Annotated in this window: 24 protein-coding genes; 6 read left to right on the top strand and 18 right to left on the bottom strand. The window is 46.1% G+C overall.

All coding sequences use genetic code 11. The annotated features are described in order from the left end of the window. From OCU21_RS10465 to OCU21_RS10445, 5 genes are all read right to left on the bottom strand, one after another. Window positions 1–209: hypothetical protein (locus OCU21_RS10465; protein WP_261807350.1), on the bottom strand; the 209-nt coding region annotated here is incomplete at its 3' end. 12 nt (window positions 210–221) lie between these two features. After that, window positions 222–497 (bottom strand): hypothetical protein, encoded by a 276-nt coding sequence (locus tag OCU21_RS10460; protein ID WP_261807349.1) that lies wholly within the window; start codon window positions 495–497, stop codon window positions 222–224. A 26-nt stretch (window positions 498–523) separates the two neighbouring features. After that, window positions 524–1,297 (bottom strand): zinc ribbon domain-containing protein, encoded by a 774-nt coding sequence (locus OCU21_RS10455; RefSeq protein ID WP_261807348.1) that lies wholly within the window; start codon window positions 1,295–1,297, stop codon window positions 524–526. A gap of 350 nt (window positions 1,298–1,647) precedes the next feature. Beyond that, window positions 1,648–2,511: an aldo/keto reductase gene (locus tag OCU21_RS10450; protein WP_261807347.1), complete on the bottom strand. Its 864-nt coding sequence runs from the start codon at window positions 2,509–2,511 to the stop codon at window positions 1,648–1,650. A gap of 130 nt (window positions 2,512–2,641) precedes the next feature. Further along, on the bottom strand, window positions 2,642–3,508 hold the full coding sequence (locus OCU21_RS10445; RefSeq protein ID WP_261807346.1) for an aldo/keto reductase: 867 nt from the start codon (window positions 3,506–3,508) through the stop codon (window positions 2,642–2,644). Between the two features lie 288 nt (window positions 3,509–3,796). Here OCU21_RS10445 and OCU21_RS10440 point away from each other — a divergent pair, with 288 nt between their 5' ends. Next, window positions 3,797–4,729 (top strand): LysR family transcriptional regulator, encoded by a 933-nt coding sequence (locus tag OCU21_RS10440; RefSeq protein WP_261807345.1) that lies wholly within the window; start codon window positions 3,797–3,799, stop codon window positions 4,727–4,729. Window positions 4,730–4,925: 196 nt separating this feature from the next. Here the strand turns inward: OCU21_RS10440 and OCU21_RS11280 are convergent, their stop codons facing one another. Next, window positions 4,926–6,059, bottom strand: coding sequence for a GGDEF domain-containing protein (locus OCU21_RS11280; protein WP_309297212.1), 1,134 nt, complete (start codon window positions 6,057–6,059; stop codon window positions 4,926–4,928). Between the two features lie 415 nt (window positions 6,060–6,474). Between OCU21_RS11280 and OCU21_RS10430 the strand changes: the two genes are divergently transcribed. Beyond that, entirely contained in the window at window positions 6,475–8,475 is a 2,001-nt protein-coding gene (locus OCU21_RS10430) for a bacteriocin-associated integral membrane family protein (RefSeq protein ID WP_261807344.1), read from the top strand. Window position 8,476: 1 nt separating this feature from the next. Continuing rightward, entirely contained in the window at window positions 8,477–9,085 is a 609-nt protein-coding gene (locus OCU21_RS10425) for an ATP-binding cassette domain-containing protein (protein WP_261807343.1), read from the top strand. A gap of 113 nt (window positions 9,086–9,198) precedes the next feature. Here OCU21_RS10425 and OCU21_RS10420 read toward each other — a convergent pair whose 3' ends face one another. Continuing rightward, a complete protein-coding gene (locus OCU21_RS10420; protein WP_261807342.1) occupies window positions 9,199–9,891 on the bottom strand; it encodes a 2,3-diphosphoglycerate-dependent phosphoglycerate mutase in 693 nt (230 codons plus the stop codon). Between the two features lie 226 nt (window positions 9,892–10,117). After that, entirely contained in the window at window positions 10,118–11,515 is a 1,398-nt protein-coding gene (locus OCU21_RS10415; protein WP_261807341.1) for a hypothetical protein, read from the bottom strand. 261 nt (window positions 11,516–11,776) lie between these two features. On the opposite strand from OCU21_RS10415, the gene OCU21_RS10410 reads away from it, so the two are divergent. Continuing rightward, window positions 11,777–12,727 (top strand): NAD(P)-dependent oxidoreductase, encoded by a 951-nt coding sequence (locus OCU21_RS10410; protein ID WP_261807340.1) that lies wholly within the window; start codon window positions 11,777–11,779, stop codon window positions 12,725–12,727. Here OCU21_RS10410 and OCU21_RS10405 read toward each other — a convergent pair whose 3' ends face one another. Then, window positions 12,728–13,606, bottom strand: coding sequence for an NAD(P)-dependent oxidoreductase (locus tag OCU21_RS10405; protein ID WP_261807339.1), 879 nt, complete (start codon window positions 13,604–13,606; stop codon window positions 12,728–12,730). Between the two features lie 674 nt (window positions 13,607–14,280). On the opposite strand from OCU21_RS10405, the gene OCU21_RS10400 reads away from it, so the two are divergent. Both OCU21_RS10400 and OCU21_RS10395 read left to right on the top strand, forming a co-directional pair. After that, the gene (locus OCU21_RS10400; protein ID WP_261807338.1) at window positions 14,281–14,628 is read left to right on the top strand and encodes a hypothetical protein; all 348 of its coding nucleotides are present in this window, start codon (window positions 14,281–14,283) and stop codon (window positions 14,626–14,628) included. A gap of 125 nt (window positions 14,629–14,753) precedes the next feature. Continuing rightward, a complete protein-coding gene (locus OCU21_RS10395; RefSeq protein WP_261807337.1) occupies window positions 14,754–15,281 on the top strand; it encodes an HdeD family acid-resistance protein in 528 nt (175 codons plus the stop codon). 54 nt (window positions 15,282–15,335) lie between these two features. Here OCU21_RS10395 and OCU21_RS10390 read toward each other — a convergent pair whose 3' ends face one another. The 9 genes from OCU21_RS10390 to OCU21_RS10350 form a co-directional block, all read right to left on the bottom strand. Next, a complete protein-coding gene (locus OCU21_RS10390; protein WP_261807336.1) occupies window positions 15,336–16,538 on the bottom strand; it encodes a serine hydrolase domain-containing protein in 1,203 nt (400 codons plus the stop codon). Between the two features lie 97 nt (window positions 16,539–16,635). Then, window positions 16,636–17,811 (bottom strand): serine hydrolase domain-containing protein, encoded by a 1,176-nt coding sequence (locus tag OCU21_RS10385; protein ID WP_261807335.1) that lies wholly within the window; start codon window positions 17,809–17,811, stop codon window positions 16,636–16,638. 28 nt (window positions 17,812–17,839) lie between these two features. After that, on the bottom strand, window positions 17,840–19,096 hold the full coding sequence (gene dltD / locus OCU21_RS10380; protein ID WP_261807334.1) for a D-alanyl-lipoteichoic acid biosynthesis protein DltD: 1,257 nt from the start codon (window positions 19,094–19,096) through the stop codon (window positions 17,840–17,842). After that, entirely contained in the window at window positions 19,093–19,326 is a 234-nt protein-coding gene (dltC, locus tag OCU21_RS10375) for a D-alanine--poly(phosphoribitol) ligase subunit DltC (protein WP_261807333.1), read from the bottom strand. Before dltC ends, dltD begins: the two co-directional genes overlap by 4 nt. Window positions 19,327–19,406: 80 nt before the next feature. Then, window positions 19,407–20,618: a D-alanyl-lipoteichoic acid biosynthesis protein DltB gene (dltB, locus tag OCU21_RS10370; protein WP_261807332.1), complete on the bottom strand. Its 1,212-nt coding sequence runs from the start codon at window positions 20,616–20,618 to the stop codon at window positions 19,407–19,409. Continuing rightward, window positions 20,611–22,131, bottom strand: a complete 1,521-nt coding sequence (gene dltA, locus OCU21_RS10365) for a D-alanine--poly(phosphoribitol) ligase subunit DltA (protein WP_261807351.1) — start codon at window positions 22,129–22,131, stop codon at window positions 20,611–20,613. Before dltA ends, dltB begins: the two co-directional genes overlap by 8 nt. Window positions 22,132–22,144: 13 nt before the next feature. Next, the gene (locus tag OCU21_RS10360) at window positions 22,145–22,291 is read right to left on the bottom strand and encodes a teichoic acid D-Ala incorporation-associated protein DltX (protein WP_261807331.1); all 147 of its coding nucleotides are present in this window, start codon (window positions 22,289–22,291) and stop codon (window positions 22,145–22,147) included. Window positions 22,292–22,523: 232 nt separating this feature from the next. Further along, on the bottom strand, window positions 22,524–22,859 hold the full coding sequence (locus tag OCU21_RS10355; RefSeq protein WP_261807330.1) for a YxeA family protein: 336 nt from the start codon (window positions 22,857–22,859) through the stop codon (window positions 22,524–22,526). A gap of 512 nt (window positions 22,860–23,371) precedes the next feature. Then, window positions 23,372–25,333, bottom strand: a complete 1,962-nt coding sequence (locus OCU21_RS10350; protein ID WP_261807329.1) for a M13 family metallopeptidase — start codon at window positions 25,331–25,333, stop codon at window positions 23,372–23,374. Between the last annotated feature and the right edge of the window lie 454 nt (window positions 25,334–25,787).

Raw genomic sequence — 25,787 nt, 5'->3', positions numbered from 1 at the left:
TCATTATACAGGGAAGATGAGATTTGTTTCCGGAAATGGTTTAAGGAAGGCGGTGCCTTCCTTTGAGTTTTTTGTGGTTGCTGCAACGGACGATGTAATTGTTCCGACTGCGCTGAGTTAGCATGATCACTCACTGCATTTGATTCTTGATCGTTATTCGTTTCTGACTGCTGGCTTTTTGGTTGTTTTTCATTTTTATACTGATCCATTTCAATTACTCCTTAAAATTGTAATATCAGCATGATCAAGGCAAGAACCATCATGATCGTCCCATGGACCCGGTTGATTTGTCGATACCGATAGCCACTTGCTAAAGCAATGACTGACAAAATCAACCCAACGATCATACTTGAATAATTGGCAATGACCAATGCGCCATATTCTAAAATAAAAAAGATTATTGGGTTGTTTTTCATAAACAACTGATCCGTTTTCACTGGCTGTTCGTTTTGGCCTTGAGAATTACCATTATTTTGTGAATTATTAAAGTTTTGCATTTCCTAGCCTCCAATAGTTTTTTTCATTATTTTGTGTACTGCAACATTTTTTTAGCATTGCGGGGATGCCAAGGAACCATAAACCAGGTCATCTTACTGTATGATGCCGAAGTCGCTACTAGTAATTCCAGCACTTCACCATCAACAGTCAAGAACATATGATCCCAAGCATTCAATGGATATTTCTCCAACTCGATATTGCTGATACGGTTGGACTCGATCAGAATATCATCACCGGTAAACCGTTGCATTCCCACTGTTCCCATCAGCAGTATTCCTTGGTCCTCGAAGCACATAATATAGTTTTTACTGCGTAGACCTAGAATGCCACGGAATGTCGTTAACATTTCTGATAAGCTGATTGGCGTTGCCGCTAAAACATAATTATCAGTTCGTTGCGAATATCCTAGCTCGGTTTTGTGCGCCACGACGGCCGCATCCTTAGTCAAGGGCCCCACATAAACTTGCCCAGCAATCACATCTTTAGCTGACCCACCTAACGTATCTTTTTGCAAATGATCACTCACATCGTTCTCACTAGATGTTCTTTCTGAGTCAGCCGCCATGGAACTTTGGCTAGCCGCACTTGCCCCCATTTGGTTTTGCGTATTTCTATCCAGCTGTTGTTCCTCTGACTGGTCTACTGTGATTTCTCGCTCCTGAGGATCCTGACGCAACTCTAAATCATTCGCGTTTTTTTCTTGATCATCTTCAGTTGACCGAGGTTGCTCAGTGCCGCAATTTGGGCAAAATTTTGCAGTTTCTGGTAATTGTTGCCCACAATGAATACAAAACTTCAAAAATCTCACTCCCTCTTTTGTTAATAATCTAAACCAATCCCAGCCCAATTAGATGGCCTCATAAAATTACATTGGATTTTTCAGTAATGTTATGCGTTTTCCAATTGATCCATTCATGTTTAACTTTATTAAACCACGATAGCTCTGACTCTGATAATACGTCTTGCACCCATCATTGCCTGCGCTTATGCCGGCCGATTTCGTCTAATTTGGCCATCACGAGGCGCGGCCCTGACCCTTAAAAATCTGAATGAGTCTTGGATAAAAAAAGACCCTGATCATCCACATGACCAGGACCCTTTCGCAAACATAATGGTTAACAGCGGTTAAATTCAATTTTCAATATTAGCTCAATCATCGGCATGTACATCAAACGTGGTCAATAACCTCTCTGCAACGCCTGGAGCCTCAGGATCGTGGCGCCCATGACCTTGATCGAGGGCGGCCAATGTTGCCATTTCCTCAGGAGTCAATTCAAAATCAAAAATCGCCAAATTACTTTTGATCCGTGCTTCGTGAGTTGATTTGGGAAAGACGATCACGCCTAACTGATGTTCGAAACGCAAAATGATCTGGCCCACATCCTTACCGTACTTGGCCGCCAAGCGCGTTATGACTGGATCATTCAACAAGGCCTGATTGCCTTGACCTAGTGGCGCCCAAGCCTCGATCCGGGTTTTGGTTGGCTCAAGTAGTTGTCGTAACGCCCGTTGTTGAAAATACGGATTGAACTCAACTTGATCAACAGCAGGTGCCGTCGCAAAGCTGGGCACGAATTTCTGCCATAAATTCGGCGACATATTGGAGACACCGATCGAACGGATCTTACCTGCTTGCTGGGCCGCTTCCAGAGCGCGCCAGGCACCAGGCACGTCCCCATAAGGCTGATGTAGCAAATAAAGATCGAGATAATCTAAACCTAATTTCTGGAGCGAGCGGTCGATTGCCTTTTCGGCAGGAGCTTGACCATAATCTTGGAGCCATAATTTACTCGTGACCCAGATCTGCTCTCGCGGAATACCGCTGGCTTTGATCGCCTGACCTACTTCGGCCTCATTGAAATAGGCCACTGCCGTATCAATGTGGCGATAACCTGCGGCCAAAGCAGTGCTGACTGCTTTGAAAGTCTGACCATCGTTAGGGATTTGAAACGTACCGAACCCGATTGCGGGAATATTGTTGCCATCATTTAATTGGATCGTTGGTGTTGTCATCTTATCTACTCCTATTCATTAACCAGGACATAACTGCCTGACGTACTGTACACGATTTGGCACCGATCATCTGATACCGCTCTGTACCAAATAACTAGTAGTGCTTAAAAGCAATCTACGGGCCTGTATTCTATTTGATTTTTGCTAAGCTGGCGCCAAAGATCTGCTCGATCGTCACGGGATCGCGATGATCGAAAAATTGACTATGATGTTGATCTAAGTCGGCCATGATCGCCATTTCCGCTGGCGTCAATTCAAAATCGAAGACCGCCAGATTCTCGGCCATGCGCGCCGGATGGACCGATTTCGGGATCACAGTGATCTGCCGTTGCAATAACCACCGCAAGATCACTTGACCAGTGGTTTTATTGTGGGCCTGAGCGATCTGGCCGATCGTTTCATTCTTGAAGATTCCCTGCTTACCTTCCGCAAATGGACTCCAAGCCTCGACCCGAACATGTTCTTGTTGATTGAAGCGAACATCAGCAGTTTGTTGATACCAAGGATTGACTTCGATTTGATTAACAGCGGGTTGAACTGTGGTGCTCAACTCCAGATTTTTCAATTGGTCTGGATAAAAGTTGGAGACGCCGATCGCGCGGATCTTGCCAGCATGATAAGCCTCTTCCAGCGCGCGCCAAGCTCCGATCACATCACCATAAGGTTGATGTAACAAGTATAGATCTAAATAATCTACCCCTAAGCGTTGCAAAGAAGCATCAATCCCTTGTTGCGCCCGTTCATAAGTGAACTCTGAGACCCAAAGCTTAGATGTGATAAAAACATCCTGACGAGCTAGGCCACTTTTCCGAAAAGCCTGACCAACGGCTGCCTCATTTTGATATGCCGTTGCAGTATCCAATAAACGATAACCGGCTTGTAACGCCGCTGTGACTGCGGCTTCGCACTCAGTTAGATCAGGGATCTGGAAAACGCCAAAGCCCAATTGCGGCATGACGACGCCATTATTTAAAGTTACTGTGGGAATTTCAACCATAATTTAAAACATCCTTTCAATTAGCATACCTTATCAAAACGTTGTGCTTTGCACTCTCTTGAAATGTGCTCCGCACTCTGGCTGAAACGTGCTGTGCGCAACTGACTTCTGTGCTTAGCTACGTTCTGGCTTCGGAAGTAGGTGCACTTCCAAATCCAGAACTAGGCTAATGCTCGAAGTCAAACCGTTGCGCACCGCACTCTCTTACTATACAGGTCTAGTTGGCTCTTGAAAATTACCAACTTTTCATGCTAGCATACAGATAATGTATGCTGAGGAGGTCAACCCATGCTTCTAGACAATTATTTACTGCAAGAATTAGTCATTTTCGCCCAAACAGGGACGTTAGCGCAAACGGCCAGACGATTGAATGTGACCCAGCCTACGATCACTCGCGGCCTGCAAAAATTGGAAAGCGAACTAGCCGTCCAACTTTTTGATCGTCAGCCAAATCGCTTGACGTTGACCACCACTGGCAAATTGGCGGCGCAACTGGCGGAAAAATTATTAGCGGCCCACGATCAAACTGTGACGGAGATTCAAAACTTTGCCCGCAGTCAAGAGGAAATAACGATTGCTACCACGATCCCCGGACCATTAAATCTTTTGAACCAAGTGGACCGGACATCCTTACCACCCTTGAAAATCAACGCTAACCTAGTGCGCGATAGTTTGGTCCAACGCTTACAAGCCAATGAGGCCACCGTGATCATCGCCGATCACGCGTTGACTTTGACTACGACTACAACCACCGACACCACCACTTCTACTAGCAACAAAATTGTTGGCTCAGATGAGCTGATTGCCACGTATTTAGGAACAGAAAACTTAGCTGTTAATTTGAATCGGTTTATGTATCAGGCCGGCCAAACCACGATCAGTTTCACCGAACTAGCCGGTATTAGTTTTCTGGTGTTGACTGAGATCGGTCCTTGGCGCCAGATCATTCAGCACAACATTCCTCGAGCCAAATTCCTCTATCAGAAGGAACAAGCCGCCTTAACAGAAATCAGCCAATATTCTGACTTTCCTTATTTCAGTACAAATCTGTCACCTTTGAGGCCTGCTTCCCCCGAAACGTATCGTGATCATGATAGCCGGATCCAGATCCCGATTACTGATCCTACTGCTCAGATGCCGGTCTACGCCAATTACTTACAGCGCAACCGGGCTCAAGTTCAACCGCTGATCGATCAGTTGATCGATTTATGGCCCCATTAGTTTTCAATGTGGAATCCCGATCAAAATCGCCACTCGCCTTAATAGAGTCCCTCGAAAAGCAGCCCCAACGAAAAACGTTCCCAGAAGTTTGATCAATGATCTAACTTGGGAACGTTTTTTCAAAGGCTGTTCTATTTGGTCAGGAGGAGTAGACGTTTACTCGGTCAAAGCAGGAACAAAATGCCTGCCTTTATCACTAACTACTCGTGATCTGATGGCGACCATTGCGCTTGGAGTGATAGAGGTTGTGATCGACGCGATTATAGAAATCCAGCGACGTTTGGTCATCTTCATTCATGATCGAGATCCCCACTGAGATCGTAACTTGAACCACCTGCTCGGGATCGATCGCGATTTCTAACTGATCAACAGTCGTAAAAATCTGCTGCGCGATCGGGTCACACTCAACCAAAGTATATTCAGGCAGGATCAGATTGAATTCTTCACCGCCAGTCCGATAAAATTTGATTTTCGGATCATGATCGCGCGCGATCTGGTCAACAGTTTTAGCGATCGCGCGGAGAACTTGGTCTCCTGCTGCATGTCCATAAGTATCATTGACCAATTTAAAATGATCGATATCAAACATGATCATCGCTAAGGAACGTTGCCGTTTTTTGCTTTCTGCGAACAAAACGTGAACGTCATTGCGATAAGTTTCGTAGTTCAAGATCCCCGTCAGCGCGTCATGACTAGCCAGCTGCGCCAAATGTGACTTCGTTCGACTATCCCGCGACAACATCGCCGTATAACTATACAGTAACACTTCAAAAACAACTAAATAGAGCCATTCTTGTCCAAATGTCGTCCATGAAAGTGCAAATTTCCATTTCATCCAGAGCCATAATAAACCGCCAAAAGGAATCGTGACTACCAAATAAACAAGCATGGTGTACTGTCGATCGTGAAGTTTGACCCGGATCAGATTCAAGATCCAGAAAAACGCCATCAACGTCAATGCATGACCCCAAGATTGCCAATAAGTGAATGAGCCGTTAAACAGCATATAAACCAAGACGATCGGAAAAAGAAAATAAACAGGGATCCGGATATTTAAAAAGTAAGCGCAAAATGTTACGGCGATCAGCTCGAAATTCATGAACGCCCAAGAATTACTTTGTCCCACGACTAATGACTGCAGACTAAAGACAAAGACCAACATGTAAAGGATGCCATACCACGTCTTGAAAAAATCATCGCTGATTTTCACTTGATGCTCGTGAAGTTGCGTTGTTAACCAACTGTAAGAAACTTGATAAAGCGTCAGAAAACCTAACACGAAAAAAATACTTGTGGGAAATGGTGGAACCAACCAGTGAGACCATGTCATAACTTAAACCTCTCAACTCTTGTTCGCTTTGATCGGTGCCCACACGAAAAGCAATCAACCGATTTTACCTATCAAAACAATTAGTGATCAATGTTCATAAATATCCTACACTAATTATTGATCTATCACAAATGTTTGCTATCGTGCTGCCAAAACAACTATTGCGCCCCCGATAGCGAGTACCCCCCTCTGATCCTGTACAAATGTTTAACAAACTCAGATTCACCCAAAGCGCCGCCAACCAGTAAAAGAAAGCGATTGCCTCTTTGTGGATTTGTGTTATTGTATAAACATAGGGATTTATTATGGTTTTAGCGGATAGTAGTTATATAAAGACGTTGATCTTAGCATACCGGCTTAACTTTTTGGACCGGCGGGCAAAAATCACACGGGGGCGAGCGCGATCAAAAATAATTTGAACCTCAAAAAGTTTTTTCTGTTTACGATTCTTTTTTGGGCGGTTTTCATCATTATCGGTGACGCCTATATTTATTATCTGGACGGGCAGGCATTGAGCAGTGACTATACCTACCAGATCGGCGCTAGTGCTAAACATGACCGCGCCTATCAGCAGGAATTGTCACGGCGCAGTCAACAATTAGATTTAAAAGTTTACGTTGTCGACCATCAAGTTACCGGGCAAAGATCCGCAAAATACACGATTTATACCTTCAAAGAGAATCAGCGGTTCATGCAAAAACGACTGCAGACCCCTCATGACGTCAACAAATTCAACTCGTTGCTCAACGGTCGCCGTGAAGTCGTCTTTAAGCCCTTCTCTCAGCGGCAAGTCAAATCAAATTATCGTCATCTGACCTATTACGCTTTCGGTAGCAAGGCCAGTATTGATCAACTTCGCGATCAAACAATCGACAAATATGGCATGAGCCGTCCCACGCCTAACAACTATCGTTCTGACGCGGTTTGGTTGATCACCGCGGCTTGGTTGTTTGCTGGTATCGTCGTACTATTCAGTACCCTCTTTGAAGTCAACAGTTGGCGCAAAGAGGTGTTGATCCGTTATCTCAACGGTGCCGATCGCCGGATGGTCATCGGTCCGCTGATGAAGATGAACACCTTGATTCTGGTCAGTAGCGCCGTTTTAGGGCTACTGTTAGCCGCAACGATCACCACAGCCACTAAATTTATTGGTGTGACGATCGCGGTAGTGCTCGGTCTGGTCCTTATTTCAAACTTGTTGTTTCTCAGACTGCGCCGTTTGGATCTCAAGCAGACCTTCGCGCGCAGTTATTATCCCCGCGGTTACCGGATCCTAACGTTTGTCACCTTATCGCTGACGATCATCACCTTGCTGGGAGCCCTGACGCTCAACTTGAAGAGCATCCATGATGCGGTCGCGACTGTCCGCCAAGAGAAAAGTTGGCAACGTTTTGCCGATTATGATAACGTCTATTTTCTATTTAAAGATCTGACCAAGACAACAAATCAGCAAACCGATGAGCAACATGCCCTCGACTTCTATAATGCGAATCTTGATCGCTACCAAATGTATCTCTCGTTCGACTTTGAAAACAACGGCGGCACCATTTCTAATCGCAATGACTACCAAGATGACTTCCTTTATCTAAATAAGTACGCCCAAGCGGACTTACGGCAAATCGGGCTGGCGCCAACTCGATTCAGCGCGAACAAATTCTACTTGATCTCCCCTTATTCGCGTCAGGAATTAAAGACGCGCAAAATCCTTGCTGGCGCCGATCAAACGCAAGAAACAGCAATCGACTTTTTCATGCAGGGCGCGCAGCTAAACTCGCAAAACTGTGAAGTCATTCAGATGAAACACAGCTACCGTTTCTTGGTCAAAGATATCAACTTGATTAATTTGGCTGATAATTATCACCGTGATCCCGTCATTATTCTGGATACCCATTCCAAATTTCCGACCAAGAGTCTCAGTTACCACGTTTTCGATTCATTAGTAAAATTCCAACAGGCGGGTGACTTTGACCGTTTTCTTAACCAGATCGGCTATCAGGATCAGATCCATTATCAGCGTTCAGTCAAAGCCATCTATTTGGAGAAACGAGCTGACAAACTCCTATTGCTGATTCTTAACCTCATTTTAAGTCTGCTGTTATTGGCGCTTTTCAATTTCTCCTTGACGCTGATCTTACATCTAGAGTTCAAAGCGCGGGCGGTGGAAATTTCCTTAGGTAAAATCATGGGCCGCTCACTCTTCCAGCGCTATCGTGGTCTGCTGACGCTGATTGCTGGTGCTATCGCCGCCAGCGCCTTGATGCTCTTGATCGTACGCCAATTCCTCTATCATTTCTCACTGTGGTACGGTCTTTTGGCGATCGTGATCGTCATCCTCAATCTAACCCTCATTGTGACCTTCTTCATTCGCCACTACGAAAAAGTGAGTATACCACGTGTTTTGAAAGGTGGAAATTAAGATGTTAGAGCTCAAGCACATTATCAAAAGCTTCGCCGATCGCGTCCTCTTCACTGATTTCTCCTGTCAGATCGAGCAAGGGCGGTTTGTCGTCTTTAGTGGCCGCAGCGGCAGTGGTAAAACGACCTTGTTAAATATCATTGGCGGGATCGAACCCGTCGAATCTGGGCAAGTTCTCCTTGACGGCTTGGACTTGACCGATAATCGCCAAGTGCTCCGCGCCTATCGTGAAAAGTTAGGCTTCCTCTTTCAAAATTATGCCTTGGTCGAGCACAAAACTGTCGCCGAAAACATTTTGATGATCGCGCCGAAATATCGCAATCCGCTTTCCGTCGCGGAGGTATTGGCGCAAGTTGGCTTACCTGGCTATGAAAAGAAACGTATTTACACCCTTTCCGGCGGCGAACAACAGCGTGTGGCCTTAGCGCGACTCTTTATGAAGAAATGTAATGTCGTCCTTGCTGATGAACCCACCGGCAGCCTAGATCAGGCCAATACCGACTTGGTGATGACCCAGATCATGGCGCTTAATCAAGCTGGTAAAACCATCATTCTAGTTACTCATGACGAGAAAATCAAACAGTTGGGCGACGAAATCATTGCCCTCTAAAAAAGCCAAATTAAGAAACCATCTTTGGCTGCTTGATCAGGGTTGGTCAAGCAGCGTAGACAAAAAGACGTCCGAATCCGGACGTCTTTTACTTTGCGCAATGATCGCGATGATTATTTGCCTAATTTAGTCTTAGAAACGATGTTCAACTTCTCGTCCAAGTCATAAACAACTGGTTCGCCAGTTGCCATTTCCAAGTCCATGATGTCAGCATCAGAAATGTTTTCGATGTACTTGGTCAAGGCGCGTAATGAGTTACCATGAGCGGCGATGATCACGTTCTTGCCATCAAGCAATTTAGGCGCGATCTCATCTTCCCAGAAAGGAATGACCCGTTCCAAAGTAACTTTCAAGTTCTCGCCGCCAGGAATGATCCGTGGATCCAAATCAGCGTAACGACGATCCTTTGCTGCTGAACCTTCATCGTCAGCAGACAATAATGGTGGCAAAGTATCGTATGAACGACGCCAGATATGAACTTGTTCGTCGCCATACTTTTCAGCAGTTTCCTTCTTGTTCAAGCCTTGCAAAGCGCCATAATGACGTTCGTTCAAACGCCATGTCTTGGTTTCAGGGATCCAGAGTTGATCGGATTCTTCCAAAGCGTAATGTAAAGTCTTGATCGCGCGCGTCAAAACAGAAGTGTAAGCTTGATCGAATTGCAAGCCAGCTTCCTTGATCAGACGACCAGCATTCTTAGCTTCTTCAACACCTTTTTCGCTAAGGTCAACGTCGACCCAACCAGTAAATTGGTTACTCAGGTTCCATTTGCTTTGACCATGACGGATAAATACTAATTTTGTCATTGCATGACAGCCTCATTTCTTATGAATTCTACCTCTTCAATTGTATTGGTTTTTATCAGAAAATACAAGTGAAATAGCGGACAGTTTTCTGAAAGAGCACGACCTCGATCAGTAAAAAATCCGGGCCATCTCGTCGCACTCACGACTTGACCCAGATCCAAGTTTATTTTGAATATTCCACCACCTGTCACTGTCCGCACATAGGGACCCATGATCAGGCGAAACTTTAGTCGGCCGCTGAAGTCGCCGACTCGTCCGCGTTGGCAGATTCTGCTTTTAGTGGTGAAATCACTGAAACATCTAAATCGATCTTAGTCCGTTGTTCCAAATATTGTTTGATCGAAGGCTCCGCGACCAAAATACTTTCAATCCCATGCTTGTGCTGGACCAGATCTTGTAAACGTGGTGATTGCGGGTCTAACTCACTGACCAGCGGGATCACTTCCAACCCCTGATCCTGCGCCGCGATCAAAGTGTCATACAGCACACTATCGATCGAGACGATGATCACACTGTTAGGCTGCAAAACATGGTTTTCGAACCACCACTCGATCAAATCTAAATCACTATCAAAGATCGCCATCAACACATTGGTCGGCCCAAAGATCTGAATATAAGGTTCCCCTTTCAAATAACTTTTGGAGATCGCCAAAGTCCCATCATTACGGTAAAAATTCTCGCGGATCACCTGTTGTTCATCATCAGCGGCATAATATTGAGTCGCCGCGATCACACCGGCTGCGTCGAACAGATCGCGACTCAATAAGGCCTTATTCAAATAATGGCGCACTGTAAAAAGATTGCCATTCTCACGATAATCGATCACCATGTTCAAGGCGCCTTGGGTATCATAAACTTTTTTGTCTTTATCCTCCGCCACGACTTTGAACCCTGGTGCGAAAGTCAGCTCATTTGCTTTTTGTCCCGCTGTTTGATCGCGATTTTGTAAGTCATGAAAAAGGTTCAACAACTTGGTCTTGGGCAACACTAAATCATCCTGCTGATAAGCCAACCAAGTCGGTACCAGTAGATCATCATAATCGATCGTTACATTCGTCGGAACGATTTTGTGGTCCGAAAAAAGTTGTTTCAACCGTTGAAGTGAGCGACGTTGGACCGCAGTCGGTTGATGGATCAGCCCATTGTTGAGGAGCAAGTATGGCCGCGCTGCATCAAAATGGATTTCATTGGCCATTTTATCAGTGCCATACCAATGAGTCAGCTTCTCGTTGAGCACTTCGATGCTGTGCTCCAAAGTTTGCACCTGTTGCTGATCAACAATCGGCGCTTGCTCATGACGATTGGGTCGCGTCAATTGACGAAGATCATACTTGGCAACACTTCGCGCCGACAACAATTCATCACGCAAGGACTCCGCTAGTTGATCGCGTTGTGCGTCCAAGGCATGTAATTGTGTCTCCGTTCGGGTCCAATCGATCGACGCTTTTGTTGGTTGGGGCGCCGGCGCTTGCTTTTTTTCTGAAGTTACCGTGTTGGCCGCGGCTGTTCGCTCAGTATAATTGATCGGCGGGACTTTGGGATGATTACCATCATGATTGTCATCTGATTGGACTAGATCAGGTTGTTTTGGTTCTGGTTGACGTTTTCGTTTGAAAATCGACATTACGGCCGAACCTCCCTTTTTTCGCAGGACGTCATAGAAACAATTCTAAGAAACAATTCTAAGAAACAATTCTAATTATGTTTCATTTTATCATTAAACAGTGGCAAAGAGTAGCTTCTACCCGGCTAAAAGCTGGCGAGGATCGTTTTGACCTGCCAAGTCTAAGCAATAACAGGTATAATCAAGTCAGTGGGTCTTAGACCCCGACCATGAGCGATCGTGATCGCACTCAGCGACTTCGCATTAAGAAAGGAATGGACTATGAAACCTGTTATTTATTCTTTTACCGATTTTAAACCTGATCAAGTGGCGCGACTACGCGCCAGCGCGCCAAACTATGACTTTATTTTAGCTCAAGATTCCCCCTTGATCCCCACAGAGCGTTTGATCGGGGTGATCGGCTGGAAACGGGCGCTGAACCAGACGCTGCTTTCCGCTCCAGATCTACGTTGGATCCAAACGATTTCCGCCGGTGTTGATTACTTACCTTGGCCGGAGATCGATCGGCGTAAGATCTTGGTCAGCAATGGCAGTGGGATCCACGCCCAAGTGATCACAGAACATGTGCTGGGTATTATCCTCGGCTACGAACGTGGTCTTTTCGGCTACCAACGGGCGCAACGCGAACATCAATGGCTGACTAACCAGTTCGAACCAGACGATGTTGCTGGCAAAAAACTACTGATTTTTGGCGCCGGTCATATCGGCCGTCAATTAGCCCGTCAGGCTACCGCCCTTGGACTGCATGTCTCTGGCGTCAATACTCGCGGTGAACAACAAACAGACTTTGAGCAAATGTATACCCTCACCACTGTAAAAAAAGCCTTGGTTGATTTCGATATCATCGTTAATATCCTGCCCTTAACACCAGCAACGACTGGTTACTTCAACGCCGCGTTTTTCGCTGATCTGGGCTCTCAGGCTGTTTTTATCAATGTCGGCCGCGGCCGTTCTGTCGTGACCACCGATTTAGTCGCAGCCCTCAAGCGACACCAGTTCAGCTTTGCCGCCGCCGATGTTTTTGAACAAGAACCTTTGACCAAAGATAGTCCGCTGTGGGATGTTCCTAATCTCATGATTACGCCCCATGTCGCCGGACAGGTCCCTCACTTTCGCCAAAAACTGTTCGCGATCGTCCAGCCTAACTTGGCCCAATTCGCGAGCAAAGGGACTTTATTGATCAATCAAGTCGACCCTCAGCGCGGTTATTAGTTAATCCTGCGCAGTTGGCCACCAAAGTTTGACCAAGGCCTGCGTGCCATCTTCTCCGTGCTTATCGCGTTCGACCAAGAGTTGATAAAGTTTAGCTGCTTGCGCAGTCGCCGGTAATTCTATGCCCAACGCTTGAGCCTCATCCAAAGCGATCCGTAGATCTTTCAGGAAGTGTTTAGCGAAAAATCCTGGCGTATAATCACCCGCTAAGATCCGCGGTCCATAATTAGTCAGAGACCAATTGGCAGCGGCGCCACCGCCAACTGTCCGCAAAACTAGCGCAAGATCTAATCCGGCCGCTTTTGCGTAAACTAACATCTCAGTTAATCCGGTCATCGTCCCAGCAACCATGATCTGATTAGCCATTTTGGTCGCCTGTCCTTGACCGGCAGCGCCAAAGCGATTGATTTGTTGCCCCATCGCCTGAAAAAGTGGCCGCATCGCTTGATAAGTCGACTCTGGACCACCAACCATTACAGTCAACGTACCTTTGGCCGCGCCGATATCTCCACCTGAAACTGGCGCATCCAAAGCAATTGCCTGCTTTTTGGCCGCCGCTTGCGCGATTTCTTTAGCCAAGGCGGGCTTGCTGGTTGTCAAATCGATCAAAACTTGTCCTGGCCGTACCGCCGACAGGATCCCCTGCTCGCCGAAATAAACTGCCGTCACATCCTCTGGAAACCCGACCATTGTCATGACCACATCAACTTGTTCCGTCAATCGCGCCGGATCCGCGACCCAAGTCGCTCCCGCCGCGATGACCGCATCAGCATGTGCCTGCGTCCGATTATAAACCGCGACCGAATACCCCGCCCCTAATAAATTCTTGATGATCCCAGTACCCATAACACCAGTACCAATAAACCCAATTTTTTCCATATAATGCAGCCACCTTCACTATCACGTTTCCCCCATCATACCCCCCTACAAAAAAACCAGCAACACAATAAAAGAGTGCGCAGCGAGGATGGGTGGCTGCGAGCATTAGCTTAGTCATGGTTTTGAAAGCCGCTTTTTGCTTTCGGAACCATGACGTAGCTAAGCACAACAGCCAATCCTCGCGCAGCACGTTTCAAAAAAGAGTGCGAACTGACCTGGTCAGCTCCTGAGCATTAGCCTAGCAATTGTTTTGAAAGCGCACCTTGCTTTCGGAACAAGTGCGTAGCTAAGCGCAAGGAGCTAGGTAGTGAGCACGTTTCAAAATCACAGTGCGGAGCGAGCCGGGTTGCTTGTGAGCATTAACCTAGCAATTGTTTTGGAAGCGCACCTTGCTTCCGGAATAATTGCGTAGTTAAGCACAACAAGCAGGCTCGCGCAGCACGTTTCGGCCAGAGTGCGCAGCACAACGATTTGACTTTGAGCATTTTTTGAAAAAACACTCGCAGCACCGAGGCGCCATTCCACCAGATCGACTCCGCCGATCCGGCAAAATCACTGACCGCGCTCAAAAAACCGGTCATATTGCAGACGCTGTCATTTGCAAGCACTTACCAAATCCTAATAATAAAGGTATACTATCCTTATGAGGAGATTATTTTTGGAGGTTATTGGTAATGGCAAAAGATATTGAGATCAATGATTTGAAAGATGACGAACGAGGTCAAGCCTTTCTTGCGTTTTACTTGGAACTATTCAATGAAAGTGAGCTGGATCTGTTAACGACTTTTGATCAGGAAAATCAAATTCCCCAAATCAATCATTTTCTACAACAAGCACCATTTTCAACTCGCGCCACATTATTGGCGTCACTCTTAGCTAATCGCCAGACGGAGGTCTCGACACTCCATCAAGCGATCGTTGACGCTTACCCAGAAACGACAAATTATCGGACTGTAGCTGATTGGCAAAACTGGTATCGCCATTCGATCGACACCATTGCCCAACGGACTTCCCGAGATTAAACGGGTTTAAAAGAATTGATCGCGACTACTCTACGAACTAAGAACAGGTATAAAATCAGCCTTCGGGTCGATGGCAATCCTCACTTTTTTTGGGAAAATGAAAGTGAACATTGGAGGTCAAGCATATGGATAAACTAGTTAAGAATATCAAACGTAACATGTGGCTTCGCGCTGCCATCTTTATCATTCTCGGTCTTGTTTTAGCATTCTATCCCAAACCGTCTTTGAACGGACTGGTCAAATTGATGGCACTCTATTTGGCGATCATGGGTGTGATCGATCTGATCGGTGGCAATAAAGAGCGTGCTCAAGGCGGGAGTCTGAATGGCACCATGATCGGCGGGATCATCAAGCTAGTCGGCGCCATCTTTGTCTACTTCTTCGCCAAAAGTTTGCTCAATGCGATCCCATTCATTTTAGGAATCGTCTTACTTGTCCACGGGATCAATTATGTGATGCAACTTCGCGGCCATCGCCAATTTGTCAATGTTAGCCCGCTTCCCGGCTATATTTATGGCATTTTGTTGATCGTCGCGGCGGTCGTCATGATCCTCAACCCCTTCGGTGCAGTCACCGTGCTCGTGCAAGTCTTCGGCTGGATCTTAGTCGTGATGGGGATCTTCGAAATCTTTGGCACGCGTTTCTTTAAGTAAAAGGACCAGCAAAAAAGCCTGATACCATTTCGGTTAAGGCTTTTTTTGCTGGGCTCATTTAACTAAATTGATCAACATTGCCGCTTTGTTTTTTAAACTAAGAAAATTCACGCCATAGTTCGACATCAACACGACTGCGTTCTGACCATCGTTGCTTAGATAGACCGTCGATTCATACCCGGCTCCTAGACCATTCGCATATCGCACCTCTGGCCCATTATAAAATCCCCCACTATAAGGACTATTGCTTCCGGGAACATATAATTCTTGAACAGATTTAGCCGAGATCAGTGTGCCATCAAAAATCGAACGAACCGCTTGATAAAAATCACTGGCTGACATGAACAGTTGGCCCGTCCCCAGTTCAAGATGTTGCTGTGTGGCGTTTAAAGTCATGGGATTGTTATAACTCCCCAACAACGCATCGGTGATCGGATAAGCTGTTGCTGCCTTGAAGGCCGGTGAGAAATCATAACCAAAGGCCGTTTGTTGCAGATCCAAAGCATCAATGAACCGCTCTTTAAATAGGGTTCGGTATGTTTTCCCTGTGACCTGCGTCAAGATCCCCGCTAATAAAACAAAATTGACGGGCTGATAATCTTCACGACCATAAAAAGTCGCACTAAAACTCAAATGGTCGATATCATAGGCGATTACTGCGTCATCGCTGGTATAGGCCTCTTTACCCATTCCCGTCATCGTTAATCCTGATCTCATCGCCAACATTTGCCGCAAAGTGATCTGATCACTATGGGTGACTTGTGGATAATAGCGAGACAACTTATCATCCAGCCTGATTCGTCCCTGTTCGACCTCCTGCATGATCATTGTTCCAGTCAAACTCTTTTGCAAAGAATCGATCTCAAAAGCCGTCTGATCGTTATTCCTCTGTTGTAACGCGTAATCTGCGTAGCCCGCCGAATAAGTGGCGACGATCGCGCCATGTTGCGCCAACAACGCACTACCAACAAAATGGATCTGTTGCAGCTGCGCGGCTAGCTCGGATTGGAAATAACTGTTTAGTTTTACTTCGGTGACCTCATTGGCTTGCTTATGGGTTAAGTTCTCATGTCGCGCTCGTAATGCAGTTTCTGCCTTTATTTTTTTCTTCTTTTGGGCCACCTTGGCCGCATAACTGACCCGAATATGGGCTTGGTAGCGACAATAGCCCCAATAACCAGCGAATAAGCACAACAAGGTCGTCCCGAGAACCAATAGTGCTTTACCAACGCTGGCTTTTTTTCGTTTCTTCATCATGATCTATTCACCTCGAGTTCCCCACAACTCAATAACAGAGATCATTCAAACAATAAGATCTGCTTACTCTGAAAGCAGCTATTGTTCCTGATAAAATTTAAGACGCCGCCGGTTCTAAAATCGTCGCCAACTTGCTGACCCAACTTGTGGCCGCCGATTGGTTTGATAAAAGCACCACCGCGTTCTCACCGTTGGGTGTGATATGGATCGTTGAGCAGAATCCAGCCCCACCACCATTGGCACTTCTAAATGGCTCCGTATTGTACATCCCCCCAGTATAGTGATTGAGTCCGCCTTGAAACTGTTGTGCCGTCAAAGCCGCCGGCAATAGTTTTCCAGCGGAGATCGCTCGGACCGCACGGTAGCAGTCCAGCACCGACATAAAAATCTGACCGGTCCCTAATTCATAATGCTGCTGTGCTGACGACAAAACGGTGGGTTCCTGATAACTCGATTGATTTCCAATAGCTGTATATCCTGTTGCGACCACCTGCTGCGGAGTTATTTCGTAGCCAAAATAGGTTTGCTTCAGGCCAAGTGGCGCGATCAATTGTTCTTGGAAAAGCTGACGATAACTCTTCCCGCTGACCTTCTCAACGATCCCCGCTAGCAAAACGAAATTAACTGGCTGATAATTAGCGTGACCAAAATTGGCCTCGGAAAATTGGACTTGTGCCAAGTCCCGCTGCAAAACATCAGCGTCACTTTCATAAGCGCCTGAACCCATGCTGGCCATTGACAATCCCGAAGTCATTTGCATCATTTGCGCTAAGGTGATCTGTGCACTACCAGGAACTTGCGGAAAATATTTAGCAAGATGGTCCGTTAACGCGACTTTCCCCGCCTCGACTTGCTTCATTACCAAAAAGCCAGTTAAGCATTTTTGCATCGAATTGATTTGATAAGTCGTATTAGGCGTATTAAGGCGTTTGCTCTGGAAATCCGCATAACCACGACTGTAAAGCGCCACAACTTCACCATTTCGAACTAACAGACCGGTCCCAACGAAATTATTCTCATCTAGCGTCGCTTCTAATTTTTGCTGTGCGCCTTGATCGATGGTCCGGCTGGAACTAGCTTGACTAGGCTGCTCCGATCGAGCAACTTTTTTCACGCTGGTCTTTGCACTAGACACCGCTGATCGCGAATCATGTCGAGTTGCCCGCTGCCGTTGTCCCTGCCAATACCAGCCGGCAACACCTAGCAGTAGCGCTAAAATCAAAAGTGCACAGAGCGTAACGATCAGGTTTGATTTTCGCCGTTTTCTTCTCATGACTCTCCCCCCGAGCACTATTTATCCCCTATTTCACGATTTTTTGTTGCCACGCTTGGGATAAGTAATAGTCATTGATCTGATAATCTGGCTGCGCTTGTTGCTTGGTCAAAAATGGCTTGACGGATTGGTCCATCCGTAACCACCCACGCCAACCAATATGGATCGTATCTTCCATGTAATATGACTGGTTGCCATCTTCGGAAAGATCATCAATATTGGTAAAGCCTTGGCTGGTCAACTGTTGCTTGATTTTCTTCGTAGTTTGACGCCACATCGTCATGTTGAGACCGGTATAATCGACCCAACGCTGGTTGATCGGCGGCAAGACAAATTCGACTTGACAATTCAAGGCAGCTAATTGTTGCAAGACCAGTTGAAAATCGGCGTATTCAGGTGAACGACGATAGTCAAAACGAGTCTGGCTATCTTTTAACCGTGGCAACCGCCGACCGCCCCGCAGTTCTTTTTTAAAGAAACTATCCTTGATGTCAAACTGATTGTCTTTTGTTTCTTGGCGCGCTTGCGTGGTCGCCACTTGATCCAATAGTTTATTATTATCCGTTGCCGGCAATTTTTTAGCCTCATTTTGGATGTGTTGCCAATTATTGTCCAAGTCAATTGTTGAAAACAGAGCGTCCTCGTTCTTTAAAATGATTTGTTTTTGCGTCAACATCAGCTTTTCTACCATTAACAGCGGGCGTCCGGCCGCGATCTTCTTCGTCGCAGTCTCAATCAATAAGCTAGATGTCCCAGAGGGCATCGTCAATAAACGCTTGGCCGCGTAACGATCTGCCTTGGTGTTTTTCGCTTGCAACAACCAATCCGCCGCTTGTAGCGCCGAATAATAATAGCCAAAAGCGTCTGCTCGTTGTCCTTGCGGCGTGAACCACTGCGGCGAGATCACATAAACGATTTTTTTGTTACGCAATTGGGTTCTCATTTCTTGAATCGTGAAATAATGATTCAAAGATTGACTACCAGGACCACCTAACAATAATGTCTGATAGCCCCGCTGATATTTCGCCGCTAAAACAGAAGGATGTAGTGCATCCATCCGCGATAACTCTGAGGACCCAATGAAAGGGACGTAATTATCCTTGACCGCAACATCTTTGATTTTTTCACCACGATAAACATTATTGGACAATGAGACCGCGGCTTCTTTGACTGTTTGGGAACTGATCTTCAACCCGCGCCATGGTGTCGCAAACAGTGCCAGTGCCGCTAACACTGCCACCAAGACTGGGCCAAAGGTTCGCCACAGTTGTTTGCCCGCTTTCATTTTAGCGACGCAACTTTCGCAACGATCTTATTAGGTGTATTCCATTCGTTCCGATCGAATTCGGAGACCGGCACGTCTACGTCGAACTTATCCTCTAGATCTAGCAATAATTGTACTGTGGCCATGGAATCCAGCAACCCATTCTCAAAAATATTCTCATCCAACTTATTGCTCAGATCCTCGCCAGTTAAATCATTTAAAATCGCAACTACTTTTTCTGTATCAGTCATTTCAAAAACCAACCTTTCTCAATCTCTTAATTTTTTGACCATTCCTGACCGCGCTGGTATCTCACCAGTAAACGGCCTTTTTACATGAACCACAATTTGTCTAATATCCCTGAGAAGATCAAGAAGCTAAAGCAAACGACATTAAATGTCAGGAAAACGCTGAAGCCCTTGGTAAACTTATTACTAGGAATCTGGTCTTGATGCTTCTTCTTATAGCGTAACCAAATATCATTGATAATGATCGCGCAGGCGTGGAAAATCCCGTAGACGATGTAATACCAGGTCAACCCATGCCAGAAACCCATGATCAAGAAATTGACCAAGTAGGCGATCTGAGAGATCCGGATCCGGTTTTTGAGCCACCGTTTCTTCATGAACCAAAAGGTGAAACGCATAAAGATAAAATCGCGGAACCAGAAGGAGAGGGTCATGTGCCAACGATTCCAAAATTCTTTGATATTGCCCGCCGCAAACGGTTTGTTGAAATTCGGCGGTGTCTTGATGCCCATGAAATAGCTGATCGCGATGGCAAACAAGCTATAACCAGCAAAATCAAAGAATAAATACATGCTGTAATCATACATATAACCCAGTAAGGCCCAAGAAAGTCCTAACCCGCCGAACGCATGGCGCTGCATCAGAGCCCAATGCTGTAATGGCGGCAACCACAAAGTCCCAAAGAGATAACCAAGGATGAATTTGTAGAAGAAACCTAAGAAGAGATAATGGACCGCTTTTTCCAAATCCTCCAAGTAGCCGGCTCGATCGGGGATCGTTTCGTAATCTTTCTTAAAGCGACGGTAACGGTCGATCGGCCCAGATGAGATCGTGGGGAAGAACAAGAGGAAATGCAAGTATAATTTCCAATCAAAGTCTTTGATCGTTCCATCACGGACTTCCATTATCACTTGAACTGTTTTAAAAGTCAGATAACTGATTCCCAGAAAGCCCAGCGTGATCTTGCCATTTGCTAACAACGGCGTGAATTTGACCACCGTTAACGGCAAGATCGCCAGTAAGACCGCGCCAACAAAAATATTGGTTTGATTTTTCTGTTTGCGATAATGCACATAACAGATCGTTAAGATGAACTGGTAAACAATGTAAATGATCAAGGCGACCCCTTGTTGCCAGTGATCACCGCCAAACGTCAATACTAAGAAAGCCAAACTAAAAATTGTCTCATAGACTCTAAATCTTTTTCCATGATAGAGCCCGATCATGATCGGTAATAAGCCCAGTAGCAAAATAAGAAAATAGCTAGGACTACTGTACGGTTGCAAATTAATCACTGGCATTGACCTCCTGGATCAGTGCCTTGATATCGACCTTGCCATTCGCTGATAAAGGTAATTCGGACCGGTATACAAAGCGTTGCGGCATCATATAAGGCATGATATCTTTGGCAAGATTTGCCTTGATCAACGCGGTCAGACCCGTTTGGTTTTCAGGATCACCGGCTGCCGGAACAACAAGGGCCACCAGTTGGGTCACTTTATGACTTTGATTATAGCGGGGCACGATCGCCCCCTGATCAACGATCGCCTGTTGTTTGAGGAAGAAGTTCAGTTCCTCTAATTCGATCCGATAACCATTGAATTTGATTTGAAAATCTTTCCGGCCCCGGTAAAATAACAAACCCGCATCATTAAAGAAACCAATATCACCACTGGCATAACTTGGCCATGAACCGCGCCGCTGAAAAACGGCGGCAGTCTTTTCAGGTAAGTTCAAATAACCTTTGGAAACGCTAGGCCCACTGATGATGATCTCACCTTGTTGGCCGACCGTTTCAGCCCCGTCGACCCAGATCTGCGTATCTGATTTAACGTAACCGATCGGTAAACGATCATAGCGTTCCAAAATCGCCGGTGTGATCTCGACCCCCGTCACCGCGACGGTTGTTTCTGTCGGACCATAAGTGTTATAGATCCGCGCCTTGGGGAAGCGTCGTTTCAATGTTGCCGCAGTCTTATGGCTTAATTCTTCGCCACAGAATAGAAAAGTGATCAAATCAGGATAATGCTCACTGTCAAAATCAGCGACCAGTAAACAAATCTCGATCAGTGAAGGTGTTGAGATCCAAATATTAAGCTTCATCGTTGGTAGCGTTGCAAATAGCGCTTTGAAGTTGTCTGTGATCTCCCGAGGCAAAACCTTCAGTGTTCCGCCGGTCACCAGTGTTGGGTATAAGCCCATTACGGATAAGTCGAAGGAATACGGCGCCTGCGCCAAGACGTTGGCATGTTTCGGGAAGTAAAAATCCGCTAGCTGCCAGTTAACAAAACTTTCCAGATTCCGTGCGCTGATTTGTACCCCTTTAGGTTTGCCAGTCGTTCCCGAAGTGAAAATAATATAGAAATCATCATCATCTTTTACATAATGGTCGGCCGCGATCGGCGCGATCAAGTCCGCGCTGGCGATCGCCATTAATTGATCTTGATCGATCACTTGAATATCGGCCAACGTTACCGGCAATGGCCGCACCGCGATCACCAGTGGCGGTTGAGCGACCTCTTGGATCATCCGCAACCGATCATCTGAGGAATGATCATCCACTGGGATATAAGCATGGCCGGTTTTGACCGCCGCCAGAAAGGCCACGACCATCTCAAAGGTTTGGCCGCCATAGATCATGATCGGCGCCTTTTCTGGTAATTTCAATGTTAAAAGATACGCAGCCAACTTATCAGCGTATTCGCGTAATTCGCGATAAGTGTGCTGCTCACCTAAATAATCATAGGCGAATTTGTTTGGATGCTTTTGACTGACTTTGTCAAAGGCAGTAATCACATTTTTGATCATCATCGTTATCCCCCTAGAATTCGTTGTAGATGAAGTGACCACCATTGATGCCGCTATAACTATACAAATAGATCAGCACCACAATAATGAGAAAATAGAATATTGTTCTAAATATGAAGCGGCCAATCTGTTTTTTCTGACTCTGCTTTTTTTCGACCATACACCCACCCTTTTCTTTTATTTCGCTGAGTCTTTATCCCCCGATAAAAATTCATGACCACCAATAATTTCAAACGCCAGATTGCTATTTCCGAACTTGTCTAGTCATGCTCGTAAAATATCAATCTTTTGTTGTCCAAAAACTAACAAAATTATAATTTAAAGTCAAGAATGTTAGCTTTTGTATGCTCATACACAAGTGCAACTCTAATGAGGATAAAGCTCGCTGATCCTCAGCGCGCCACCAAATGCAATCTGGTCAAGGCCTTTTTCGGGATCTGATCCAGACCGACTTGACGATATGACACGATCCGACCTTGCCGATAATAGAAACGCAGATAACCATGCTGGGGCAACTTTTTGAGGTCGGCTGTATCAAAACTGACGCGAACCAAATTGCCGCAATCATCATAGCCAGTCAACTGATCACCGTTGCCAGACCGAGTTTCATCCTTGATCATACCTACTTCTGCGTAGACCATCGTCCCAGGTGGCAAGTACCGCTGCGTATACCAAAAACCACCGATGATCATCCCTAGTAGAACGATCAGTCTGACTACTTTTTTCAATCTGCGACCCCTTCCTTTATTTTGGGTCTATTATATTGATTTTCGCCGGTACTAACCATTTATTTAACGAACAGCCAACTAACAAAACTGTTAGTTGACAGCCGCAGTCGTGACCAAACAAGCGACCCCAGACGGAAATCGTCCAGAAAAAAGGAAGGTCGCGCCACGACCTCCCTGAACTTTAGAGTGCGAGCGAGGATGGGTGGCTGCGAGCATTAGCCTAGTCATGGTTTTGAAAGCCGCTTTTTTCTTTCGGAACCATGACGTAGCTAAGCACAACAGCCAATCCTCGCATAGCACGTTTCAAAATCAGAGTGCGGAGCACAACGGGTTGACTTTGAGCATTAACCTAACAAAGATTATGGAAGTGTCCTTTGCTTCCGGAATTTTTGTGTAGTTAAGCGCAAAAGTCAGTTGTGCACAGCACGTTTCAAAAATAAGTATAAAAAAGCCCGTTCTGGTTTTTCAGAACGGACTTCCCAGAACAGACTTAAATAAATTTTTTTAAGAAATCACCAAATATTGACCCGCTCGGCTGGCGCTAACCACATGCCATCTTGCTCAGTCACATTGAAGGCGGTATAGAAATCATCCATGTTTTGTGCTTGGACATTCGCCCGTAGTGGACCGGGGGCGTGCACATCGATCGAAAGCAGTAATTGATTGAAGGCAGCCGTTGCTTTGAGCCGCCAAACTCGGGCCCAATTCGTAAAGAAGGCAGGGAGATCAACATCAGCCTCTGCTTTAGCCGCTTGCAAAGCGCAACTCAAGCCGCCGCCATCAGCAACGTTCTCACTAATAACTAGCTTGCCATTGACCTTAGCACCAGCATAGGGAATGCCATCAAATTCTTTGATCATCGCCTGAGTCCGTTTTTCAAAAGCGGCATAATCAGCGTCAGTCCACCAATTAGTCATATTCCCCTTTTCATCGAACTTGGCCCCGTTATTATCAAAGGCGTGGGAGATCTCATGGGCGATCACCGCACCGATCCCCCCATAATTTTCAGAACTGGATTGTTGCAAACTGTAAAATGGCGCTTGCAGGATCGCAGCTGGGAAAGTAATATCATTGAAACTAGGATCATAACAAGCATTGACCAGATTTCCTGGCATTGCCCAACGACCCCGATCAACTGGTTGATCCAGTTTAGCAAAGCCATATTCGCGAACGATCCGATCCAATGACAGGAGGTTACCCAATAAGGTGCCCCCTTCAGCTGCAGTTTTAACTTTCAGCTTTGCGTAAATCGGCTGCAATTTATCGGGATAACCTACCTTGATCTTAATCGTATTCAACTTAACGATGGCCTTGTCCTTCGTTGCCTGAGAGAGCCAAGTGTTTTCCGCCAAACGCGCTTTGTAGACCTCGATCATTTTATGGACCATTTTGGCCACATCTTGACGTGCAGCATCGCCAAAATACTTCTCGCCGTAATACTTACCTACAACATCATCAAAATAACCATTAGCTAATCGATAGGCAAACTTGTCTTGCGCGGATGCTTCTTTTTGACCACCGATCGCGCGACTATAAGTCCCGCCTAAGATCCGCAGCTCATCCGTCAAGGCACCCGTCGTTCCCAAGATCTCGTTGACCAATAACCAACTATGATACAGGGGGAATCTAGCCGCTGTAACCAATTGACCCAAATTCTCAAAATAATGCGGTTGCGTCAAAACAACTTTTTCTGGCGCCTTTCCGAAGACAGTCACAAAAGCACTGGTAAAGTCTATCTCCGGCACTAATTTAATAAAATCAGCAAACGCGTAAGGATTGTACTGCTTCGTATAATCGGCCAATTCTTCTGAGTTTTTGACTAAAGGAACGATCAACGCGTCAAATTGTTTGGCTTGGTCGACTTCTTTTTCCGCTTCTGCCGCGCTATAACCAAATTTGACCAAAACTTCCTCGGCCATTTTCGTCCAAACAGCTAACAATTGCGCGCCATTTTCGTTATCTTTTGCGTAGTAAGTTTTATCTGGCAGGATCAGTCCAGGCACATCAACATAAACCAAGTTGACATCGGTATTTTTCATATCCGGATCAACACTTAGCGAGAATGGCTTCACGATCCCATCCTTGATCAATGCCGCTAATTGCCCGTTGAAATCAGCCCAACTGCCAATACCCGCAACTTCCGTCAGGATCGGTTGCGCCGCAGCTACACCAGCCTGATCTCGCTGGTCAAAATCCAACGCCAATGCATTGAGCTTGACCGCTTCCGCTAAGATCGGATCATTGACCTGACTGGGATCTTGACGAAAAGAAGCAAAATCTGCTAAAAGTTGTTTTTCAAGTCCTTCATCTAAGTCAGAAAAACCACCGGTGCGAGGACGATCCGCTGGGATCTCGGCCGTTTTGGCCCATTCCCCATTGATCGCCAGATATAAATTATCTTGGATCCGTGCTGTCTCAGCAGCAGTCGTATCACCAGCGCCACCACGTACGGTGACTTGATTTAATTTTTCCATTAAACGCTAACTCCCTTTCATCACTGAATAAAACTTAATTGTCTCAATTCTATCACTAAGAGTTTAATTAGACAAATATGAGAGTACAGGCGATTTGGTGGCTTTGAGCATTGTTCCGTTCCGATCCTGGCCGTAACTGTCCCCGCGCGGTTCGAGATGAAATCGCTGTGGACGGCAGTTCCGTTTCAACCTTGGCCTCGGGCTACGTTGCGTGTGGCGGGTAAGCTCGCTGTGCTTCGACTCCTGTATCTTGGTCGTAACTTCCACTGCATGGTTCGGGGAACTCGCTGTGGATTGCTGTTCCGTTTCAATGTTGGCCGCGGACTGCGTTGCGTGCGGCGGGTGAGCTCGCTGTGCTTCGGCTCCTGTATCTTGACCGTAACTTCCACTGCGTGGTTCGGGGTGAGCTCGCTGTGGGCGTCACTTTGAGCTTCGCCAAGTACGCGAATCTCAA

The organism is Lapidilactobacillus luobeiensis (genome assembly GCF_024345205.1).
In the GTDB taxonomy this organism is placed as follows: domain Bacteria; phylum Bacillota; class Bacilli; order Lactobacillales; family Lactobacillaceae; genus Lapidilactobacillus; species Lapidilactobacillus luobeiensis.
The sequence above is the reverse complement of the archived record's forward strand: the minus strand, read 5'-3'. Positions and strand labels throughout refer to the sequence as shown.

What these genes read in the sequence shown, in the direction of transcription:
- OCU21_RS10440 (WP_261807345.1), top strand. Translation starts at nt 3,797, where the DNA reads ATGCTTCTAGACAATTATTTACTGCAAGAATTAGTCATTTTCGCCCAA.
- OCU21_RS10460 (WP_261807349.1), bottom strand. Translation starts at nt 497, where the DNA reads ATGCAAAACTTTAATAATTCACAAAATAATGGTAATTCTCAAGGCCAA.
- OCU21_RS10445 (WP_261807346.1), bottom strand. Translation starts at nt 3,508, where the DNA reads ATGGTTGAAATTCCCACAGTAACTTTAAATAATGGCGTCGTCATGCCG.
- OCU21_RS10410 (WP_261807340.1), top strand. Translation starts at nt 11,777, where the DNA reads ATGAAACCTGTTATTTATTCTTTTACCGATTTTAAACCTGATCAAGTG.
- dltC (WP_261807333.1), bottom strand. Translation starts at nt 19,326, where the DNA reads ATGACTGATACAGAAAAAGTAGTTGCGATTTTAAATGATTTAACTGGC.
- OCU21_RS10385 (WP_261807335.1), bottom strand. Translation starts at nt 17,811, where the DNA reads ATGAGAAGAAAACGGCGAAAATCAAACCTGATCGTTACGCTCTGTGCA.
- OCU21_RS10405 (WP_261807339.1), bottom strand. Translation starts at nt 13,606, where the DNA reads ATGGAAAAAATTGGGTTTATTGGTACTGGTGTTATGGGTACTGGGATC.
- OCU21_RS10400 (WP_261807338.1), top strand. Translation starts at nt 14,281, where the DNA reads ATGGCAAAAGATATTGAGATCAATGATTTGAAAGATGACGAACGAGGT.
- OCU21_RS10425 (WP_261807343.1), top strand. Translation starts at nt 8,477, where the DNA reads ATGTTAGAGCTCAAGCACATTATCAAAAGCTTCGCCGATCGCGTCCTC.
- OCU21_RS10395 (WP_261807337.1), top strand. Translation starts at nt 14,754, where the DNA reads ATGGATAAACTAGTTAAGAATATCAAACGTAACATGTGGCTTCGCGCT.
- OCU21_RS10360 (WP_261807331.1), bottom strand. Translation starts at nt 22,291, where the DNA reads ATGGTCGAAAAAAAGCAGAGTCAGAAAAAACAGATTGGCCGCTTCATA.
- OCU21_RS10350 (WP_261807329.1), bottom strand. Translation starts at nt 25,333, where the DNA reads ATGGAAAAATTAAATCAAGTCACCGTACGTGGTGGCGCTGGTGATACG.
- dltD (WP_261807334.1), bottom strand. Translation starts at nt 19,096, where the DNA reads ATGAAAGCGGGCAAACAACTGTGGCGAACCTTTGGCCCAGTCTTGGTG.
- OCU21_RS11280 (WP_309297212.1), bottom strand. Translation starts at nt 6,059, where the DNA reads ATGACATGGTCTCACTGGTTGGTTCCACCATTTCCCACAAGTATTTTT.
- OCU21_RS10390 (WP_261807336.1), bottom strand. Translation starts at nt 16,538, where the DNA reads ATGATGAAGAAACGAAAAAAAGCCAGCGTTGGTAAAGCACTATTGGTT.
- OCU21_RS10420 (WP_261807342.1), bottom strand. Translation starts at nt 9,891, where the DNA reads ATGACAAAATTAGTATTTATCCGTCATGGTCAAAGCAAATGGAACCTG.
- OCU21_RS10450 (WP_261807347.1), bottom strand. Translation starts at nt 2,511, where the DNA reads ATGACAACACCAACGATCCAATTAAATGATGGCAACAATATTCCCGCA.
- dltA (WP_261807351.1), bottom strand. Translation starts at nt 22,131, where the DNA reads ATGATCAAAAATGTGATTACTGCCTTTGACAAAGTCAGTCAAAAGCAT.
- OCU21_RS10415 (WP_261807341.1), bottom strand. Translation starts at nt 11,515, where the DNA reads ATGTCGATTTTCAAACGAAAACGTCAACCAGAACCAAAACAACCTGAT.